This is a genomic window from Acetobacter okinawensis JCM 25146 (genome assembly GCF_000613865.1).
Taxonomy (GTDB): Bacteria; Pseudomonadota; Alphaproteobacteria; order Acetobacterales; family Acetobacteraceae; genus Acetobacter; species Acetobacter okinawensis.
Map to the genome: position 1 here is coordinate 14,940 of NZ_BAJU01000030.1, position 18,485 is coordinate 33,424.

An 18,485-nucleotide genomic window follows, 5' to 3' on the forward strand; every position below is an offset into this window, starting at 1 on the left:
CTCTTTCCTATCATGTCCGCCGTGTCTGTGCCAGATAGGTGCAAACGTGTGCGCATGTGGTGCGTTCGTGTGTGTTGTGCGGCTGTGGCAGGGCTTGGCGGCTGTGCCGTGCTGGTCTGGTTTTTTGCAAGGTGGTGTTCCAATGCCCCATTCCTCCATACGGCAGGGTTACGCAGCGCTGCCTGCGCGTTTTTATACCCGCACACAGCCTACACAGGTGGCTGCCCCCCGGCTGATCGTGCTGAACAGGCCGCTGGCCGACGCACTGGGGCTGGACGCAGCGTGGCTGGCTGGCCCGCAGGGGCTGGCCATGCTGGCAGGCAACCAGATGCCACCGGGCATGGACCCGCTGGCCACCGTGTATGCGGGGCACCAGTTTGGCCATTTCTCCCCCCAGTTGGGGGATGGCCGCGCCCTGCTTTTGGGGGATGTGACCGACCGGCAGGGTCTTGTGCATGAAATCCAGCTCAAAGGGGCCGGCCCCACGCCGTATTCACGCAGGGGGGATGGGCGGGCAGCCCTTGGCCCCGTCCTGCGTGAATACCTGCTGAGCGAGAGCATGGCAGCCCTTGGTCTTCCCACCACCCGCGCGCTGGCCGCGGTGGAGACGGGGGAGCATGTTTACCGTGAAACACCATTGCCCGGCGCCATAGTGGCCCGCGTTGCCCGCAGCCATGTGCGGGTTGGCACATTCCAGTTTTTTGCCGCAACGCAGGACGAGGCAGGCCTGCGTGCTCTGGCTGATTTTACCATTGCCCGGCTCTACCCGCAGGCCGCACAGGCCGAGCGACCTTATGTGGTGCTCCTTCAGGCGGTTGTGGCAGCGCAGGCTGCGCTGGTGGCACAATGGATGCTGGTTGGCTTTATCCATGGCGTGATGAATACGGACAACATGGCCATCTCGGGCGAGACCATAGACTACGGCCCCTGCGCCTTTATGGATGTGTATAACCCCGCCACCGTGTTCAGTTTTATTGATAAGCGCGGACGCTATGCCTACACCAACCAGCCCACCATGGCGTTATGGAACCTGACCCGTTTTGCCGAGGCCCTGCTGCCTTTGCTGGCGGAGGAGGACACACAGGCCATAGAGCTTGCCCAGCAGGCTCTGGCAGAGTTCCATCCGCGTTTTCATGCGGTCTATTTTGCGGGCATGCGGGCCAAGCTGGGGCTTGTGGGCGAACAGGACGAGGATGAAGCCCTGTTCAAAACCCTGCTGGACCAGATGGCCGATCACGGGGCGGACATGACCAACAGCTTCCGCGCGTTCAGCCACGTCGGGGTGCTGTCGGGGCAGCAGGCTCCTGTGGGTCTGCCTGCCGGTATGGCAGCGGGGCTGGCCCCATGGCTGGAGGCATGGCGGGCGCGTGTGGCCAGCGCCGGTGGTGTGGACTGGGCGGCCCGTGCGCAGGGCATGCGGCAGGTCAACCCGTGCTATATTCCCCGTAACCATAAGGTGGAGGCCATGATAGAGGCCGCTGTGCAGGAGCGGGACTACACAATGTTCCATGAGATGCTGCATCTGCTGGCCACCCCCTATGTGGAGCAGCCGGGCATGGAGCGGTACGCAGTGCCCCCATGTGCGGAGGAAGTTGTCCCCTACACCTATTGCGGCACGTAAGGGCGGCTTACACCACGCCCGTGGTGCTGATGAAGCGTTGCCCGTTGGCCCCCTCATCCACCCGTGCTGCAATACGGTACACGGTGCGCAGGTGCTCCGGGGTCAGCACATGCGCAGGCTCCCCGCTGGCCAGAATACGCCCGCCGTGCAAAAGGCAGGCCAGATCGCACTGGTTGAGTGCCATGTTCAGGTCATGCAGCACCATAATGGTGACCAGCCCGCGCTGTGCCGTCTCGCGCCGGAGCAGGGCCATGATGGTCTGCTGGTAGTAGGGGTCAAGCGCGCTGAGTGGCTCGTCCAGCAGCAGGGCGCGCGGTTTGCGGCCAAGAGCCTGCGCAAGCCCCGCAAGCTGGCGTTGCCCGCCAGAGAGTTCATGCAGGCTCCGTGTGGCAAGGTGGGCAATGCCTACGTCGTGCAGGCAGGCCATGGCGGCGTCTATGTCTTTGGTTGTGTCCGCATCATTTTGTCGTCCTGTGGCATGGCGTGCCGCCAGCATGGCGTCCAGCACGCTCAGGCGCACGGGTTCGGGCAGGGCCTGCGGCAGGTACAGGCAGTGCTGCGTGCGCTGGGCCAATGGCAGCGGGGTCAGGTCCACCCCGTCCAGCAGGACGGTGCCGGTAGCGCGGAGCAGCCCGCCCATGGCGCGCAGCAGGGTGGACTTGCCGCTGCCATTGGGGCCAAGCACGGCGCTTACCGCTCCGTGGGGGAATGGCCCTGCATCCACATGCTCCAGCACCGGCCTGCGGCCATAACGCACCCCCAGCGCGCGGACGTATAGCCCCTGTGGCGGGGTATGGGTCATGGCGTATCTCCCCTGCGGCGCAGAACAATGGCCAGAAAGAACGGTATGCCCACCAGTGCCGTGACAATGCCGGTTGGTACCACCACCCCCGGCACCAGAAGCCGCGCCACAAGGGCGGAGAGGGAGAGAATAAACGCCCCGCTCAGCATGCTGGCAGGCAGGTAAAAGCGGTGGTCCTCCCCCACCATGCGGCGGGCAATATGGGGGGCTACCAGCCCGATAAAGCCAATAACGCCAACAAAGGCGACCGCTAACGCACATAGCAGGCTTATGCGTAGCAGGCACATGCGGCGCAGGTGCTGCACGTCCACCCCAAGGCTTGCGGCTCTGTCCTCGCCCATGCGCAGTGTGGTCAGCGGCCATGCCGCGCGCATGGAAAACGGAAAAACACACCCCAGTGTTCCTGCCAGCAGGGCCAGTGTGCCCCATGTGGCGCGCGTCAGGCTGCCAAGGGTCCAGAACACCAGATTTTGCAGTGCGTCCTCGCTCGCCACAAACTGCATGAGTGCCACCAGCGCCTGAAACGAAAATACAAGTGCAACGCCGCACAGAATGACCGTACCTGTTCCACCCCGGCGCAGCCGCACCAGTATGTCCAGCAGCCAGACGGAAAGTGCCGAACAGACAAACGCGCTCCCCGCTGTCAGCCACATGTCGGGTACGTGGCTGATGTGCCAGCCCAGAACAATAGCAAGCGATGCGCCAAATGCCCCTGCGGCAGACAGGCCCAGCGTAAACGGGCTGGCCAGCGGGTTGGCCAGAATGGTCTGCATTTCCGCCCCGGCCAGCCCCAGTGCGGCACCTACACATGCGGCCATAAGCGCATAGGGCAGGCGGATCTGCCATACGATCAGGCGGGTCTGCTCCTCCACGCCGGAGGGGGCGAGTATGGCGTGCAGCAGCGTGGCGGGGGAGAGTGCGGCAGGCCCCACCGCGCAATCCACCAGCACGGACAAGGCCAGTGCTGCCACAAGCCCTGCAAGCACAAGGCTGTGGCGGCGCATGGTGGTGCGGTAGGTCTGTACAATTGTGGCGTTGGGGTGGTGCTGCATGGGCGCACACTATCCCGCGCTATATAGCGCAGGGCAAGGGGGCTTGGTCCCCACCGGGCCAAAATGCTGCGGCGCTCCCCCTGTGGCTCTCCCGGCTTGACGCAGGGGGCGTGAGCGGGCTTTGTACGCGCACCCATCCACCCCAGCAACGTGAGTGAGACAGACGGGCTTTGGCACAGACAGTTCCAGCACAGGGCGGGGCCAAACCCGGTTTTGCCCCCACCCACGGCACCACCCTTGCTTTTACCGTGGACGCGCAGCAGGCGGGCGAGCGGGTAGACAGGTTCCTGTCCACCTGCCCCGGAGCGCCCTCGCGCTCACGCATCAAGGGGTTGATCGAGGGCGGGCATCTGCTGTGCAATGGTGTGGTGCTGCGTGAGCCCGCCATGCCGGTCAAGCCCGGTATGGTGGTGGTGCTGGACCTCCCTGCAGCAGCTCCGGCCACCCCGCAGGGCGAGTCCATGGAGTTTGCCATCCTGTACGAGGATGACGACCTGATCGTGCTGGACAAACCAGCTGGTCTGGTGGTCCACCCCGCACCGGGGAACGAGACCGGCACACTGGTCAACGGGCTGATCGCCCATTGCGGGGACAGCCTGCAGGGCATTGGGGGTGAGCGCCGCCCCGGCATTGTGCACCGGCTGGATAAGGATACATCGGGCGTGATGGTGGTGGCCAAGACGGAAAAGGCGCATCTCGCCCTCTCCGAGGATTTTGCCGCCCGCCGTATAGACCGTGCCTATCTGGCGTTCTGCTGGGGTGTGCCTACCCCGGCAGAAGGGGATTATGAAGGCGCGATAGGCCGTGACAAGCGCGACCGCAAACGCATGGCGCTGGTGACGCATGGTGGCAAATGGGCGCTAACCCACTACCGCACGCTCAAGGTGTTCAGCGCATCGGCAGCACTCGTCGCCTGCAAGCTGGCTACCGGGCGCACGCACCAGATCCGTGTGCATTTTTCGGCCAATGCTCACCCGCTCATGGGGGACCCGCTCTACTTGCGGCGCGTGCCTGCGGCGGCCCGTGGCCTGTCTCCTGCGGCACGGGGGGCGGGGCTGGACTTCCCCCGTCAGGCACTCCATGCGGCGCGGCTGGGCTTTACCCACCCCAGAACAGGGGAAAAACTGCTGTTTGAAACCCCAATGCCGCCCGACATGCATGAGTTGGAACAAAGCCTCAGCGACTCGTAAGCGGGTGATACAGCCCCCGAGTCCCGTTTAAAGAGGACCGCACAGGTCCACTAACTGTGGCGGTTTTGCTACCATGCGTAGCTGTTTTCTTGACAGGGTGCATTTTTCGGGCGCACCCTCTTGCTTCATACCGCTTTGTGTACCGTACGGCGGAAGGAGTCTTTGGTGTCTGTTGCTCATGCAGAGGGCAGGTGCTGGGGCTGCCACTGTTTTCCATCGGGTACTGGAACTTGCCGTTACTTGTTGGGTGCGCCTGTTGACGGGACAGGAACCAAACGCACCCGTGGGAGTTTCCAGCTCAGGAAGGAGTACTCAAATCATGGCCTCCGTCATTGATGTTGGGCCTGAAGGCAATCTTTCAAGGTACCTTCAGGAAATTCGTAAATACCCCCTGCTTACGCCGGAAGAGGAGCTCTCCCTCTCGCGCAAATGGCGCGACAAGGGGGACGTCAAGGCCGCCCACCGGCTGGTCACCTCCCACCTGCGGCTGGTTGCCAAGATTGCCATGGGGTACCGGGGCTACGGCCTGCCAATTAACGAACTGATCAGCGAAGGCAACGTGGGTATGATGCAGGCCGTGCGCCGCTTCGACCCCGAAAAAGGCTTCCGTCTGGCAACCTATGCCATGTGGTGGATTCGGGCCGCCATTCAGGAATACATCCTGCATAGCTGGTCGCTGGTCAAAATGGGCACTACTGCCGCCCAGAAAAAGCTGTTCTTCAACCTGCGCCGCCTCAAGGGGCAGATGCAGGCGATTGATGACGGGGACCTCAAACCCGAACAGGTCAACAAGATCGCCACAACCCTTGGTGTGTCCGAGCAGGATGTGGTGGACATGAACCGCCGCATGGCTGCCCCCGACCATAGCCTGAACGCGCCGCTCAAGGCTGATCAGGAGAGCGAGTGGCAGGACCGTCTGGTGGACGATCAGGTCAATCAGGAAGAAGTTTACGCCGAGAACGAGGAAATGTCGGGCCGCAAAGCCCTGCTGACCACAGCGCTTGAGACGCTGAACGAGCGTGAACGTCGTATTTTTTTCGAACGCAGGCTCAAAGATGACCCGGCAACGCTGGAAGAGCTGGCCCACGACTACGGCATATCCCGCGAGCGGGTACGCCAGATTGAAGTGCGGGCGTTTGAAAAAGTGCAGGAAGCGATGAAGAAGGAAGTCGCGGCCCGCCGTGGTGCCACATCGGGGGACTAAGTTCCCCCGGTGTGTGCTGCAAGGGGCCGGAGCGGCGCTTCCGTGCTGTAACCGTTATCCAGTGGTTATGAAGCCGATAGGTCGGTGCTTGCAGCACTTTGCCCACAGGGTTGTGGGGTCAGGCGTGGGCGACGTCCTGCACAAAAAATGTGGCGTCCGTGCGCCCGTTCCAGCTTTCCGCCCGCAGGTACCCCGCCAGATGGAGGGAAGGGCGCGTTGCGTCCTCCAGCACCTGTGCCAGAGGGTTCCCTTCCGCTTTGAATAAAAGGGCCTTGAGTCTGCTGCCATTGCTGGCGCGGATCAGCACCCGCAGGGTGTTGCCATCACGCCCGATGCGGTCTGTCCGTACGATAGTGGCATTGGGCAGGGCAATCAGCGGTTCAGGGTTGCCCGCGCCAAAGGGTGCAAGGGCAGCCATATCCCCCGCCAGTTCCGCTGTAGCGCCACTGACTGCCACAACCGCATCTATGGTCAGGTCCACGGTAGGGGGCAACGCGGCAGCTTGTGGCAGGCGGGTGTTGAGAAAGGTGTGGAACTCGGCCAGCCTGCCAGCATCCAGCGAGAACCCGGCCGCCATGGCGTGCCCGCCCCCGGTCTTGAGCATACCTGCCTGACGTGCGGCAATAATGACGGTGCCAAGGTCCAGCCCGGGTACCGAGCGACCGGAGCCTTTTATGCTGCCGTCCTCCTGCTGTGCGCCAACAAGAGCGGGGCGGTTAAAGCGTTCTTTTATGCGCCCGGCCACAATGCCGACAACACCGGGGTGCCAGTCCTGCCCGGCCAGCAGAATAACGCCGTGGCCAGCGTCCCTCTGTTCTGCGGCCTGTTCCATGGCGCGGTCCAGAATATCGGCCTCCACGTCCTGCCTGCGGCGGTTGACCGCATCCAGCCGCTCGGCCATCTGCTTTGCGTCATGCACATCGGGGCAGCGGAGCAGGCGCAGGCCAAGGGCGGCTTCGGCTATGCGGCCACCGGCGTTAATGCGTGGCCCCAGCGCAAACCCGCACGAAAACGCATCCGGCGCCTTGCTTACCCCTGCAACTTCCAGCAGGGCGGCAATGCCCACGCGCTGGCGCGCCGCCATGATTTTAAGCCCCTCAGCCACAAACAGGCGGTTGACCCCCTGTAAGGGCATGACGTCACACACCGTGGCCAGTGCCACAAGGTCCAGCAGGGGGCGCAGGTCAGGCTGGGGGTGTTCGGCGGTAAAAAAGCCGTTCTGGCGCAAGGTGCGTCTGGTGGCCACGGTTGCCAGAAAGCTCAGTGCCGCAGCGCAGATATGCCCAAGCCCGGAGGTGCAGTCCACCCTGTTGGGGTTTACGGTTGCCAGAATGTCGGGCAGCGCATCCTCGGACTTATGGTGGTCCAGCACCACCACGTCGGCCTTGCCTGCCAACTGGTTGAGAATGGGGGCCGATGCCGTGCCACAGTCCACGCAGACCAGCAGTGTGGCCCCTTGTGCCACCAGAGCCTCGAGTGCGGGCAGGTTGGGGCCGTAGCCCTCGGTCATGCGGTCGGGAATATGGGTTAGAACAGAACAGCCGAGCTGCTCAAAAAAAGCGGCCAGCACGGCACTGGCGCAGGCTCCGTCCACGTCATAGTCACCAAAAACACCTATAGTTTCCCCCGCCTGTACGGCCTGCGCCATACGGGCAGCGGCCTTGTCCATATCGGTCAGGCAGGAGGGGTCGGGCATAAGCGCACGGAGCGATGGCGCCAGAAAATGGGGAGCATGCTCGGGGCTGACCCCGCGCATGGCCAGCAGACGGCCTACAATTTCGGGTATGCCAAGCTGCTGGGCTAGTGCGGCCCCCAGCCGGTTGGTCGCGGGGCTATCTGCTCCCTCCCGCCATGACCAGCGCCGCCCGTTTACGCTGTGCTCCACATTGAGCACAGCGGGGGTTGGGACGGGGCTGGGTGTTTGCGCATCCGGCGGTGTGGCGGTGGGGAGCATGGGGTTAAAAAACGCCTGTTATTGGGGCGTCCATGTTTTGGTTTTGAAGTTGTGGTGCCCCTCGATAAAGCGGGAGGTCCCGGACTTGGAGCGCATGACCAGCGAGTGCGTGACGGCCTGATGCGGGTACTGCCGCACGCCGCGCAGTAGCGCACCTGTGGTCACGCCTGTTGCGGAGAACAGCACGGAGCCTGCGGCCATGTCGTGCAGGTCCAGCTTGCGGTCGGGGTTTTTGCCGGGGTTCATCTTCTGTGCGCGCGCACGCTGTGCGTCGTCCTCGAACAGCAGGCGGCCCTGCATCTGGCCTTCTACGCAGCGTACGGCAGCAGCCGTCAGCACCCCTTCAGGCGCGCCGCCGGAGCCTACGTAAATATCAACCTGACTGCTGTCCAGGCAGGCGGCAATGCCGCCTGCTACGTCACCATCGCTCAGCAGGCGTACGCGCGCACCTGCGGCGCGGGCGCGGGCGATCATTTCCTCGTGCCGTTCGCGGTCGAGTGTGCAGAGCAGGAGGTCCTGCACACTTTTGCCACGGGCCTTGGCAAGGTTCTTCAGGTTGGTTTCAATTGTGTTTTCAAGGTCCACAACGCCTGCGGGCAGGTTGGGGCCAACCACAATCTTGTCCATGTACACGTCCGGTGCGTGCAAAAAATTGCCGCGTTCGGCCAGTGCTACCACGGTAATGGCGTTTGGCATGTCCTTGGCGCACAGGTTGGTGCCTTCGAGCGGGTCCACGGCAATGTCCATGGCGGGGCCGCCGGAGCCCACTTTTTCACCAATATAGAGCATGGGCGCTTCGTCCATTTCGCCCTCACCAATGACCACGGTGCCGTCAATGGCCACGGTGTCAAAGGCAATGCGCATGGCTTCCACCGCAGCGCCATCTGCATCGTTCTTGCGGCCACGGCCCGTCCAGCGGGCAGAGGCCAGGGCCGCTGCTTCGGTTACGCGTACCAGCTCAAGAGCCAGATTGCGGTCGGAAACAACAAAAGGGGAGGGGCCAATGGAATCAGACATGAGAAAGCGGGATCCTTAATTGCACAATCGGTCAGAGGGTGGAGCGGGGCTGGCCAAGGGGTCTCAGGCAGCCTCGATCCGGATCACGACTGTGGAGTCTGTCACAACACTCAGGGCGTCAATCCGGGTGATAGCGTCCTGCATGGCCGCCTCGGATGTCCGATGTGTGACCAGAACAAGGGGAACATAAGGCGTGCTGTCATTTTCCGCCGGATGCTGGAGCATGCTGCGCAGCGAGACGCCACAGTCACGCAATATGGCGGTAATGTCGGCAATAACGCCGGGGCGGTCCTCCACCATCAGGCGCAGGTAGAACGCCCCTTCACCGCTGGAGATGGGGCAGGCCCGCAGCGGGGGCTGGTTGCTGCTCTGCACGCCCCATACGGCAATGGTGTTGCCACGCGCAATATCCACCAGATCCGCCGTGACCGCACTGGCCGTGGGGCCTGCCCCGGCTCCGCGTCCCTCAATCATGATCCGGCCGACAAATTCGCCTTCCGCCACCACGGCGTTGAACACGCCATCCACCTGCGCAAGGGGGGCATGCTGGGGTACAAGGCAGGGGGTTACGCGGGCGTGCAGCCCGGCGTCGGTCATGCTGGCAAGGCCGAGCAGTTTGATGCGGTAGCCAAGAGCGCGGGCAAAGCTCTGGTCCACAGCGCCAATGCTGCGGATGCCTTCCACATGCACGCTGTTAAACGCCACGGGCTGGCCAAAGGCAAGACCTGCCAGAATGGTCAGCTTGTGGGCGGCGTCCAGCCCGTCCACATCGGTGGAGGGGTCGGCCTCTGCATAGCCAAGGTCCTGCGCGTCCTTGAGCACGGTTGCAAAGTCCTTGCCCGTCTCCCGCATGACGGTGAGGATGTAGTTGCAGGTGCCGTTGAGAATACCGCCAACGCGCAGCAGGCGGTCTGCCGCCAGCCCTTCGCGCACGGTTTTAATGGCGGGAATGCCGCCAGCAACCGCTGCTTCAAACAGCAGGGGGGCGTTGTTGTCCGCACTCAGGCGGGCAAGGGTGGAACCATGTAGGGCCAGCAGTGCCTTGTTGGCCGTAACCACCGGCTTGCCTGCGGCAAGGGCGGCTTCCACCAGTGCGCGGGCCGTGCCTTCTGCCCCGCCAATCAGCTCCACCACCACGTCCACGTCCGGGTCGTTTACCAGATCGGTTGCATTCTCGTACCAGCGCAGGGCGGACACATCCACCCCCCGGTCGCGCGTGCGCTCACGCGCGCTGACGGCCACAACCTCCAAAGGACGGCCAGCGCGTGCGCTCAGCAGGTCCGCATTGGCGCGCAACAGTGTAATAACGCCCGCGCCAACCGTGCCGAGCCCGGCAATGCCAAGACGAAGAGGAGAAGAAGAGGGAGAGGATGTCACGGTACAACAGACTCCGGTTTTTGGGCTGGGTTGGAAGAGGGAGGGGCCTTGACGCCGTGGGCCGCCATAAAGCCCTTGATCGAACGCAGGGCCTGACGCAGGCGGTGAGTGTTCTCCACCAGCCCGATGCGGACGTGGTCATCGCCGTATTCACCAAAGCCAAGGCCCGGAGCCACGGCAACGCCTGCCTCCTCAAGCAGGAGTTTGGAGAAGGCAACACTCCCCATCTCGCGGAAGGGTTCGGGAATGGGCGCCCATGCAAACATGGACTTCGGGGGAGGGAACATCCCACCCGGCCGAATGCAGGCCCTTTATCAGCACGTCGCGGCGCTCCTTGTACAGGTTGCGCAGGTCGGCCACGCAGTCCTGCGGCCCGTTCAGTGCCGTGACCGCCGCAACCTGAATGGGGGTGAACGCCCCGTAATCCAAGTAGGATTTGATGCGCGTCAGGGCAGAAATCAGCCGCTCATTGCCTGCGGCAAAGCCCACGCGCCAGCCTGCCATGGAGTAGGTCTTGGACAGGGATGTAAATTCCACCGCAATGTCACGCGCACCGGGTACGGCCAGAATGGATGGGGGCACCAGATCGCCAAAATAGATTTCCGCGTAAGCCAGATCGGACAAAATCCAGATTTCCTCACGCCGGGCAAAGGCGACCAGCTCCTTGTAAAAATCCAGATCAGCCAGATACGACGTGGGGTTGGACGGAAAGTTGACAATCAGCGCCGTGGGTTTGGGCACGGAGTGGCGCACGGCGCGTTCGAGTGCGCGCAGCATGTCCTCGTTCGGGGTGGCGGGGATGGAGCGGACGGACGCCCCGGCAATAATGAACCCGAACTGGTGAATGGGGTAGGACGGGTTAGGCACCAGAATGGTGTCCCCCGGGCTGGTAATGGCGGAGGCCAGATTGGCCAGCCCTTCCTTGGAGCCGAGGGTCACAATCACTTCGCTGTCGGGGTTGAGCTTTACGTTAAAGCGCCGGTCATAATACCCCGCCACGGCCTTGCGCAGGCCGGGAATACCCCGGCTGACCGAATAGCGGTGCGAGCGCGGGTCGTTTACCGTTTCAATCAGCTTGTTGACGATGTGGGGCGGGGTGGGGGTGTCCGGGTTGCCCATGCCAAGGTCAATAATATCCTCGCCCCGTGCGCGCGCTGCTGCCTTAGCCTGATTGACAGAGGCAAACACGTAAGGCGGCAGGCGGCGGATGCGATGGAACTCTTCGGTCATGGACTTTGGGTGCTCTAAAAGGACAGGGGGCATGGCCCCTGTTGGATGATAGGGAGTGGGCATAGTAATCGCCAAAACGGAACAGGCAACTCCTGTGGATGCAAAACCGCCGTGCGGGTGTGTTTTTACCGTACGCAGGCAGGCCGGTGCCGTATGGCGCGTAGCTTTAATTAAGGCGGTGTTAGCACTTTTGCCCCGGTTCCAAACGCATCTCCGCGCACGGTTATGGCGCTGGGGGGAACACCCCGTTTGGCAAGTTCCGTGGCAAGGCGGTTGGCACGCAGCAGGCCAAGGCGCACGGCATCGGCCTGATCCTGAGCGCTCATGGAGGCGGCATCGCCAAACCCGCGAATGCTCAACGGGCCGTGGGGGCTTTTTTGTATCACCTTGTCCAGCGTCTGCTCCTGCCCGCTGGAGAGCTGGTCGGACTGGGGCAGGAAGTGGAAGGCCGTACCCCGGATATCCGTCAGGTCATAGTTGGGGCGTTTGGCGTCGGGGATATTGGCATCCGTTGGCACGTCAAAACCGGGGAAGGTGGGAGCCGTGGGCGGGCTTTGCGGTATTTGTGGAATCTGGTCCGGGCGCAGGTCGGGGATATCTGCTTTTTCATGCACTTCAGGCATGGCCACTTCGGCTTCCGCCCCCGCTTTTGCCGTGGTGCTGCTGCTCAGCCCGGTTATGCCCGGAAGTGCGGGTTTTGGGGTCTTCAGGGGCGTGGCCGTGGGCGTGGGGCAGGTGGGGGCGGTGTGTCCGCCGCATCCATGATTGCGCCGTTAACCCCTTCTGGCAGGGTCGGCTGGGTGGTTTTCTGGCCAGTGCCAGTGCCAGTGCCAGTGCCAGTGCCAGTGCCAGTGCCAGTCGGGCCGGGAGGGGGCGGGATATCGGGGATCATCGTGCCGTTGGCGGCTTCGGTCCGGTAGGCAAGATTGCGCTCGCGGGCCAGTTGCTCGCTCAGCAGCGCACGGGCCTGTGGGGATGGCACATCGGGGGCCTGTGTGGGGGGTAAGGCCCACTATGGGGTAGGGGTCATACTGCCCCGGTGGTGGTGGGCGCTGTGTGGCGATAACCCCACCACGCAGGTCGCGTGTCCATTCCAGCGTTGCGTCTACTGCATCGCGGTGTTCGCAGCCTGTTATGGCGCTGCCACAGGCCATAAGAGCGACCATGCGGGCAGCCTGCGCAAAGCGGGTGTGCCGGGGGGTATGGGTCCGGCCTGTCGGCTTACGCTCCAAGGGGGGCTGCTGCATGGCGAGGTGACTGCTCCAAAACCTGATATAATTTACACCGTACCTTACCCTTTTCCCTCCTCCGTGGCGAGAGAGCGCATGATTGCCCCTTGGCAGGCACGTTCGGGCAGCGCAGGATAAGGACATGAACACTGATACGGAACAATGTGCGGAGACAGCAATGACGGGCCTCTTCTCCCGTAACGCCATCAGGCTGGACGATGAACCGGAAACCCCCGAAACCCCGGAAAAAGAGGAAGGCAAAGCCTCTGGTGCCCCGCAGGGTGAGCTTGAGCACAAGCTGTTCAAGCAGCGGAAGGTGCTTATTTTTGGTGGCATCAACGACAAGGTCGCGCGCGACGTAACTGGCCGCCTGCTGGCGCTGGCCGGTGAGTCCGACAAGCCGATTGATGTGTACGTCAACTCCCCCGGCGGGCATGTGGAAAGTGGTGACACAATCCATGACATGATCCGCTTTGTCGATTCGGTTGCTCCGGTCAACATGATCGGCACGGGTTGGGTGGCATCTGCTGGTGCGCTTATTTTTGCCGCCGGTCACAAGGACCGCCGATTCTGCCTGCCCAACACACGCTTCCTGCTCCACCAGCCATGGGCGGTGTGCGCGGCCCGGCGACTGATATTGATATCGAAGCGCGTGAAATCATTAAAATGCGTGAACGCCTGAACCACCTGTTCGCGCGTGAAACCGGACAGGCCTACGAAAAAATCGTCAAGGACACGGACCGTAACTACTGGATGTCCGCAAAAGAGGCGATTGATTACGGTTTAGTGACCAAGATCATTTCTAAGCTGGGTGATCTGCACTAACACGGGGGTATCGCCGCCATTTTCCATTGGGGAGTGGCGGCATATTTCAGGTTTATTGGACCTTCCGGCGTTCCAGCCACTCAGGGCCGGTTGCACAAAGGGGAGGTCCCCAGATAACGGGTTCCTCACATGGGTTCTCTGAGCGATATTTATTCCCGTCTGCCCGAAAGCATGGACGACCTTCCGGCTCCGCCCAATGCAGAGGCTGTGGTTGAGGCGGATTTTCGTGCACGCCACTGGCTGAGCCCCGTCCGTGGGCCGCTCAAGCCCGGGTCGGACGCGCATAAGCGTGCACTGGCGGAAATGTTCCGCGATACGTTTAATCCCTACAAGCCATCCGTCATTGACTGGCCCAAACTGGACCCCGAGACCCTGCACCGCGTGACCTCCCTGCCGATCTGGGACATTGCCGTGCAGACCGAGGGCAAGGCCCGCCTGCGCATGGCCGCCTATGCCAATCTGGTCACGGACCCTGACGTCAAGGACGCCATCTCACGCAATGCGTGGGAAGAAAACCGGCACAAGGAAGTGCTGTCCAAGATGGTGGCGGCCTACAACATTCCCATGGCCCCCGAGCCCCCGTATGTTGAGCCAAAAGACGTTGAGTGGGCGTATCTGGTCACCGGCTTTTCGGAATGTGTGGATAGCTTTTTTGCTTTTGGCATGTTCGAGCTGGCCAAGCGTTCGGGTTACTTCCCCGAAGCGCTGACAGACACGTTCGAGCCGATCATGCAGGAAGAATGCCGCCACATCCTGCTGTTTGCCAACTGGCTGGCATGGTACCGCGCGGTTATGCCGTGGTGGCGTCGCCCGTTCTTTGAGGCCAAGGTATGGGCTGTCTGGGGCTTTTTGGCCTACGAGCGCATGAGCCTTGCCCGTACGGTGGATGACAGCGGGCAGGTCCACACGCAGGACAACAACTTTACCGTGACCGGCACCAAGGAAGTGACCAACATCCAGATCACCCTGCCCGAGTTCATGGACCTGTGCCTGGAAGAGGACGACCGGCGTTTTGCCGGGTATGACCCCCGTCTGCTCCGCCCGACCACAACCCCCGCCATTGCCCGCGTTATCCGTGATGTAGGGCGTGCGTGGGAGTTTGCTTCTGGTATTTTCAAAGCCAATGCCAAAAAGGCTGCCTGAGTTTTTTTGGTAGTCGTGCATGCGCTGGCAGCCTGCCCCGATCTGGGGCAGGCTGTTTTTGTTTGGAGCGGTATGCGCGGCTTCATGCAGGCCGGGGTGTAAAACACGGCGTATGCTCCCTACCTAATACGCATGCTGTGCGGCCCAGAGCGGTTGGGGCCGCACGGTTTTGGTACAGATGATCAGGAACAGGGTAGTGTCATGACCGAGTATTCTCCCCCACGGGTATGGGTCTGGAACAAAGGCAATGGGGGTGCGTTTGCCAGCACCAACCGCCCGGTGGCTGGCCCCACGCATGAGCAGGCGCTGCCAGTTGGCAAACATCCGCTGCAACTTTATTCTCTGGCGACCCCGAACGGCGTCAAGGTTACGACCATGCTGGAGGAACTGCTGGCGCTGGGCCACAAGGGGGCGGAATACGATGCGTGGCTGATCCGTATTGGGGAGGGGGATCAGTTTGGCAGCGGGTTTGTGCAGATCAACCCGAATTCAAAAATTCCGGCTATGGTGGACCAGAGCGGGGAACACCCGGTCCGGGTGTTTGAATCCGGCTCCATTCTGCTCTATCTGGCCGAAAAATTTGGAGCGTTCCTGCCTACCGATCATCAGGGCCGCACAGAGTGCCTGAACTGGCTGTTCTGGCAAATGGGCAGCGCACCCTATGTGGGTGGCGGCTTTGGGCATTTTTATGCCTATGCCCCCCAAAAGATAGAATATGCGATCGATCGTTTTGCCATGGAGACCAAGCGGCAGCTTGATGTGCTCAACCGCAGGCTGGCCCAGAGTGCTTATATTGCAGGGGATGCTTACACCATTGCCGATATGGCCATTTTGCCGTGGTATGGCTGGCTGGTGGAAGGCTGGCTGTATAATGCGGCAGAGTTTTTGAGCGTGCAGGACTACCCGCATGTGCAACGCTGGGCCACGGAACTGCTCGCTCGCCCCGCTGTGCAGCGCGGGCGCATGGTCAACCGCACTTTTGGCGACCCCGCCAGTCAGTTGCATGAGCGCCACGATGCCAGCGATTTTGCCACCAGAACCGAAGACCGCCTGAACGCCACAAAGTCCTGAAGAATGGCCACAGGGCAGGCCGCTCCAGTAGGGGCTCTGCCTGCCGTGTGGGGTTTGCTGTTACACCCTGTTTATGGTGCGGGTGTCTGCCCGCGCCATAATGTGGGGCTGGTCAGGATTTTTTTACAAATTCGGACTTCAGGTTCATCGCACCAATGCCGCTGATCTTGCAGGCAATGTTGTGCCCGTCCGAGCCATCAACCAGTTTGATGTTCTTGACCTTGGTGCCACTTTTGACCACCAGTGACGACCCTTTGACCTTAAGGTCCTTGGTCACGGTAATGGTGTCACCATCAGCCAGCACATTGCCGTTGGCATCGTGGATAACGCCGGTGTCCCCCGCATCCGTATCGGCGCTGGTGGAGAGTTCGTTCCATTCATGCGCACATTCGGGGCAGACCCACAGCCCACCGTCCTGATAAATATGCTCACACCCGCATTGCGGACAGTTGTGTTGGTCGCTCATGTGCATCCCCCCGTGTTACAATCGGGGGCAACCTAATACATGCGTCGGTCAATAGAAATAGCGGCAGCGCAGTGCATCAGTTCAGCGTGGCTTATGCGGTGGAGGCGTTTGTGGCCTGTGCCACCGGTTTGCGGTGGGCGCGTACACAAAGCAGCACGCTGAATACGACGCAGCCAAAAGCCACGGCCTGTGTGCCTGTAGGCATGCGCTGCTCCCATATAAACCCGTAGCAGAGCGAGAACAGGGTTTCGAACAGGATCATCTGCCCGACCAGTGTCAGCGGGAGGAGCTGATTCATCCTGTTCCACAGCGCATTGCCCGCAATGGAGGCCAGTAGGGCCACCCCGGCGCTGACCAGTGCAAAATTGCTCCATTGCGCCAGCCCGTGGGTTGTGGGGTCCAGCAGCAGGGCAAGGGGGAGCAGGGCCAGATTCTGCGCGCCTGTTGCAAGCCCGGTCAGCAGGTTCCAGTCATGGGCGGAGAAATGGCGCTGGCGCACAAGGGCGCGGCTGTTGCCCACAGCATACAGCGTCCAAGACCCAAGGGCGGCTACGGCACAGAGCAGCCCAAAAAAGGGCGCGCGTGCGACGGAGTGCGTATGCATGGCCTGCCAGCCAATGCAGATCGCCCCCGCCACACAGAGTATGATGGAAGGCAGAAGCTGGCGCAGGGGCAGCGCGTCCTTGTCACGGCTGCCAACCAGCGTGACCAGCACGGGCAAAAACCCGATGACAAGAGTTGTGGTGGTTATGCCCCCGTTTTTGACCGCGCTGGAAAGCAGAACATAGTAAGCCGTATTCCCCGCAAAGGAGAGCCAGTTAAGGGTCCACCACGTGCGTAGTGGCACGGTGTGGCTTAAAACCCGCCAGCGTGGGGCAACCATGGCGGCAGCAAACAGGCCGTACAGGACGTAACGGCCACAGGCCATTTCCAGCGGTGTAAAACTGCGGATGAGTTCGGGCGCCAAAAAGACCAGCCCCCACAGAGCACCGGCCCCCATGCCACAGGCAATGCCTTTACCAAGGTTATGGTGCTCGGCCGGATGGTGCATGGTTTATGCCGCCTTGATCGGAATGATGGGGCCAGCTGTTCTGCCGGGTGGGCAAAACCCGAAGGCGGAACAGCGGGGAGAGTGTATGTGTATGCCTCTTAGCCACAAGTGCAGGTCCAGCGCAATTTGGTATGCCGGTGGGCGCGTGGTGCACAGGTGGTTGTGATGCCACGCACGTATAAAAGCCGTTTTGTATCAGGCGTTCCCAAAACGTCTGTAACGGAACGGAGGGGGTGTTTGCGGGCGGCTGGCAATGGCCTGCGTGACCTGCTGGTGATCGGGGGATTTATGGCACACCGGGTCGGCAGCGCTGGCGTTGCCTGCAAGGGCCAGCGCCTGACAGCGGCAGCCCCCCCAGTCTTCCTCCTTAAAAGCGCAAGACCGGCAGGGTTCGGGCATCCACTGTGTGCCACGGAAGAGGGTAAAAATGGGAGCCTCCTCCCATATGGCGGCCAGCCCCGCATCCCGCACATTGGGGAAAGTGATGTTGGGTATGGTTTCCGCCGCATGGCAGGGCAGAACCTTGCCGGTAGGGGTAACGTTTAAAAAACGCTGGCCCCACCCGCCCATGCAGGGTTTGGGCCGGTCCTCATAATAATCGGGGGTGACAAAATCTATACTCATGCGCCCCGCAAGCCTTGTGCGGGCAGCGTTAACGGCCTCGGTCGTGGCGTCAATCTGGGCGCGGTCGGGCAGGAGTGCATCGCGGTTGAGCAGGCCCCAGCCATAATACTGGGTATGCGCAATTTCCACCCGCCTTGCCCCCAGTTGCTCGGCCAGTTCCAGCATGGCGGGCACCCGCTCTGCATTCTGGCGGTGGATAACAAAGTTGAGTGTCAGCGGCAGGCCTTCGTCCGTAATCAGGCGGGCGGCTTCCAGCTTTTTGGCATGGGCACCAGCCATGTTGGCAATACGGTCTGCTGTTGTGGCCTGTGCGTCCTGGAAGGAGAGCTGGATATGGTCCAGCCCCGCATCAGCCAGTGCGCGCAGGCTATCGGGGCGGATAAGCACGCCTGACGTAATGAGGTTGGAATACAGGCCCGCTTTGGCCGCATGGCGCACAAGCTCGGGCAGGTCGGGGCGGGCCATTGGCTCCCCGCCGGAAAAATGCACCTGTAACACGCCCATCTGCGCGGCCTCGTCCAGCACGCGCTGCCATTCCGCCGTACCCAGTTCCTGTGTTCTGGGGTCGAGCATAAGTGGGTTGGAGCAGTAGGGGCATTGCAGGGGGCAGCGGTGGGTCAGTTCCGCCA

General features: G+C 62.0%; 16 protein-coding genes and 2 pseudogenes. 7 read left to right on the plus strand and 11 right to left on the minus strand.

Translation table 11 applies throughout. The features are described from left to right. Positions 1–142 precede the first annotated feature (142 nt). The gene (locus JCM25146_RS11430; RefSeq protein WP_025828062.1) at positions 143–1,621 is read left to right on the plus strand and encodes a protein adenylyltransferase SelO; all 1,479 of its coding nucleotides are present in this window, start codon (positions 143–145) and stop codon (positions 1,619–1,621) included. Between the two features lie 7 nt (positions 1,622–1,628). On the opposite strand, the gene JCM25146_RS11435 is transcribed toward JCM25146_RS11430, so the two are convergent. Both JCM25146_RS11435 and JCM25146_RS19055 read right to left on the minus strand, forming a co-directional pair. Next, a complete protein-coding gene (locus JCM25146_RS11435; protein WP_025828064.1) occupies positions 1,629–2,423 on the minus strand; it encodes an ABC transporter ATP-binding protein in 795 nt (264 codons plus the stop codon). Beyond that, positions 2,420–3,475, minus strand: coding sequence for a FecCD family ABC transporter permease (locus JCM25146_RS19055; RefSeq protein ID WP_035372538.1), 1,056 nt, complete (start codon positions 3,473–3,475; stop codon positions 2,420–2,422). The genes JCM25146_RS11435 and JCM25146_RS19055 overlap by 4 nt, the downstream gene beginning before the upstream one ends. 248 nt (positions 3,476–3,723) lie before the next feature. Between JCM25146_RS19055 and JCM25146_RS11445 the strand changes: the two genes are divergently transcribed. Beyond that, the gene (locus JCM25146_RS11445) at positions 3,724–4,665 is read left to right on the plus strand and encodes an RluA family pseudouridine synthase (protein ID WP_035372542.1); all 942 of its coding nucleotides are present in this window, start codon (positions 3,724–3,726) and stop codon (positions 4,663–4,665) included. 319 nt (positions 4,666–4,984) lie between these two features. Further along, entirely contained in the window at positions 4,985–5,869 is an 885-nt protein-coding gene (gene rpoH, locus JCM25146_RS11450; RefSeq protein ID WP_035372540.1) for an RNA polymerase sigma factor RpoH, read from the plus strand. Positions 5,870–5,987: 118 nt separating this feature from the next. On the opposite strand, the gene recJ is transcribed toward rpoH, so the two are convergent. From recJ to JCM25146_RS23985, 6 genes and pseudogenes are all read right to left on the minus strand, one after another. After that, positions 5,988–7,823, minus strand: coding sequence for a single-stranded-DNA-specific exonuclease RecJ (gene recJ, locus JCM25146_RS11455; protein WP_025828069.1), 1,836 nt, complete (start codon positions 7,821–7,823; stop codon positions 5,988–5,990). 18 nt (positions 7,824–7,841) lie between these two features. Then, entirely contained in the window at positions 7,842–8,840 is a 999-nt protein-coding gene (glpX, locus tag JCM25146_RS11460; protein WP_025828071.1) for a class II fructose-bisphosphatase, read from the minus strand. Positions 8,841–8,903: 63 nt separating this feature from the next. Beyond that, entirely contained in the window at positions 8,904–10,217 is a 1,314-nt protein-coding gene (locus JCM25146_RS11465; RefSeq protein ID WP_025828073.1) for a homoserine dehydrogenase, read from the minus strand. Next, positions 10,214–11,447, minus strand: a pseudogene (locus JCM25146_RS19060) (LL-diaminopimelate aminotransferase). Before JCM25146_RS19060 ends, JCM25146_RS11465 begins: the two are co-directional and overlap by 4 nt. 170 nt (positions 11,448–11,617) lie before the next feature. Further along, positions 11,618–12,070 (minus strand): OmpA family protein, encoded by a 453-nt coding sequence (locus JCM25146_RS23980; RefSeq protein ID WP_143296273.1) that lies wholly within the window; start codon positions 12,068–12,070, stop codon positions 11,618–11,620. A gap of 83 nt (positions 12,071–12,153) precedes the next feature. Then, complete coding sequence (locus tag JCM25146_RS23985; RefSeq protein ID WP_159101990.1) at positions 12,154–12,429, minus strand: hypothetical protein; 276 nt, start codon at positions 12,427–12,429, stop codon at positions 12,154–12,156. 13 nt (positions 12,430–12,442) lie between these two features. Here JCM25146_RS23985 and JCM25146_RS23990 point away from each other — a divergent pair, with 13 nt between their 5' ends. The 4 genes and pseudogenes from JCM25146_RS23990 to yghU all read left to right on the plus strand — a co-directional run bounded on the left by JCM25146_RS23990 (position 12,443) and on the right by yghU (position 15,715). Next, on the plus strand, positions 12,443–12,814 hold the full coding sequence (locus JCM25146_RS23990; protein WP_159101991.1) for a hypothetical protein: 372 nt from the start codon (positions 12,443–12,445) through the stop codon (positions 12,812–12,814). A 4-nt stretch (positions 12,815–12,818) separates the two neighbouring features. Continuing rightward, positions 12,819–13,501: pseudogene (locus JCM25146_RS19070) on the plus strand (ATP-dependent Clp protease proteolytic subunit). A gap of 129 nt (positions 13,502–13,630) precedes the next feature. Continuing rightward, positions 13,631–14,644, plus strand: coding sequence for a ferritin family protein (locus JCM25146_RS11485; RefSeq protein ID WP_025828075.1), 1,014 nt, complete (start codon positions 13,631–13,633; stop codon positions 14,642–14,644). 201 nt (positions 14,645–14,845) lie between these two features. After that, positions 14,846–15,715, plus strand: a complete 870-nt coding sequence (gene yghU / locus JCM25146_RS11495) for a glutathione-dependent disulfide-bond oxidoreductase (RefSeq protein WP_025828077.1) — start codon at positions 14,846–14,848, stop codon at positions 15,713–15,715. Positions 15,716–15,827: 112 nt separating this feature from the next. On the opposite strand, the gene JCM25146_RS11500 is transcribed toward yghU, so the two are convergent. From JCM25146_RS11500 to pqqE, 3 genes are all read right to left on the minus strand, one after another. Next, entirely contained in the window at positions 15,828–16,181 is a 354-nt protein-coding gene (locus JCM25146_RS11500) for a zinc ribbon domain-containing protein YjdM (protein ID WP_025828079.1), read from the minus strand. Positions 16,182–16,272: 91 nt separating this feature from the next. Then, on the minus strand, positions 16,273–17,232 hold the full coding sequence (locus tag JCM25146_RS11505) for a DMT family transporter (RefSeq protein WP_025828081.1): 960 nt from the start codon (positions 17,230–17,232) through the stop codon (positions 16,273–16,275). A gap of 195 nt (positions 17,233–17,427) precedes the next feature. Further along, on the minus strand, positions 17,428–18,485 hold a 1,058-nt coding region (gene pqqE / locus JCM25146_RS11510; RefSeq protein WP_025828083.1), incomplete at its 5' end, for a pyrroloquinoline quinone biosynthesis protein PqqE.

What these genes read in the sequence shown, in the direction of transcription:
- JCM25146_RS11430 (WP_025828062.1), top strand. Translation starts at nt 143, where the DNA reads ATGCCCCATTCCTCCATACGGCAGGGTTACGCAGCGCTGCCTGCGCGT.
- JCM25146_RS11435 (WP_025828064.1), bottom strand. Translation starts at nt 2,423, where the DNA reads ATGACCCATACCCCGCCACAGGGGCTATACGTCCGCGCGCTGGGGGTG.
- JCM25146_RS19055 (WP_035372538.1), bottom strand. Translation starts at nt 3,475, where the DNA reads ATGCAGCACCACCCCAACGCCACAATTGTACAGACCTACCGCACCACC.
- rpoH (WP_035372540.1), top strand. Translation starts at nt 4,985, where the DNA reads ATGGCCTCCGTCATTGATGTTGGGCCTGAAGGCAATCTTTCAAGGTAC.
- recJ (WP_025828069.1), bottom strand. Translation starts at nt 7,823, where the DNA reads ATGCTCCCCACCGCCACACCGCCGGATGCGCAAACACCCAGCCCCGTC.
- glpX (WP_025828071.1), bottom strand. Translation starts at nt 8,840, where the DNA reads ATGTCTGATTCCATTGGCCCCTCCCCTTTTGTTGTTTCCGACCGCAAT.
- JCM25146_RS23980 (WP_143296273.1), bottom strand. Translation starts at nt 12,070, where the DNA reads ATGCCTGAAGTGCATGAAAAAGCAGATATCCCCGACCTGCGCCCGGAC.
- JCM25146_RS11485 (WP_025828075.1), top strand. Translation starts at nt 13,631, where the DNA reads ATGGGTTCTCTGAGCGATATTTATTCCCGTCTGCCCGAAAGCATGGAC.
- yghU (WP_025828077.1), top strand. Translation starts at nt 14,846, where the DNA reads ATGACCGAGTATTCTCCCCCACGGGTATGGGTCTGGAACAAAGGCAAT.
- JCM25146_RS11500 (WP_025828079.1), bottom strand. Translation starts at nt 16,181, where the DNA reads ATGAGCGACCAACACAACTGTCCGCAATGCGGGTGTGAGCATATTTAT.
- JCM25146_RS11505 (WP_025828081.1), bottom strand. Translation starts at nt 17,232, where the DNA reads ATGCACCATCCGGCCGAGCACCATAACCTTGGTAAAGGCATTGCCTGT.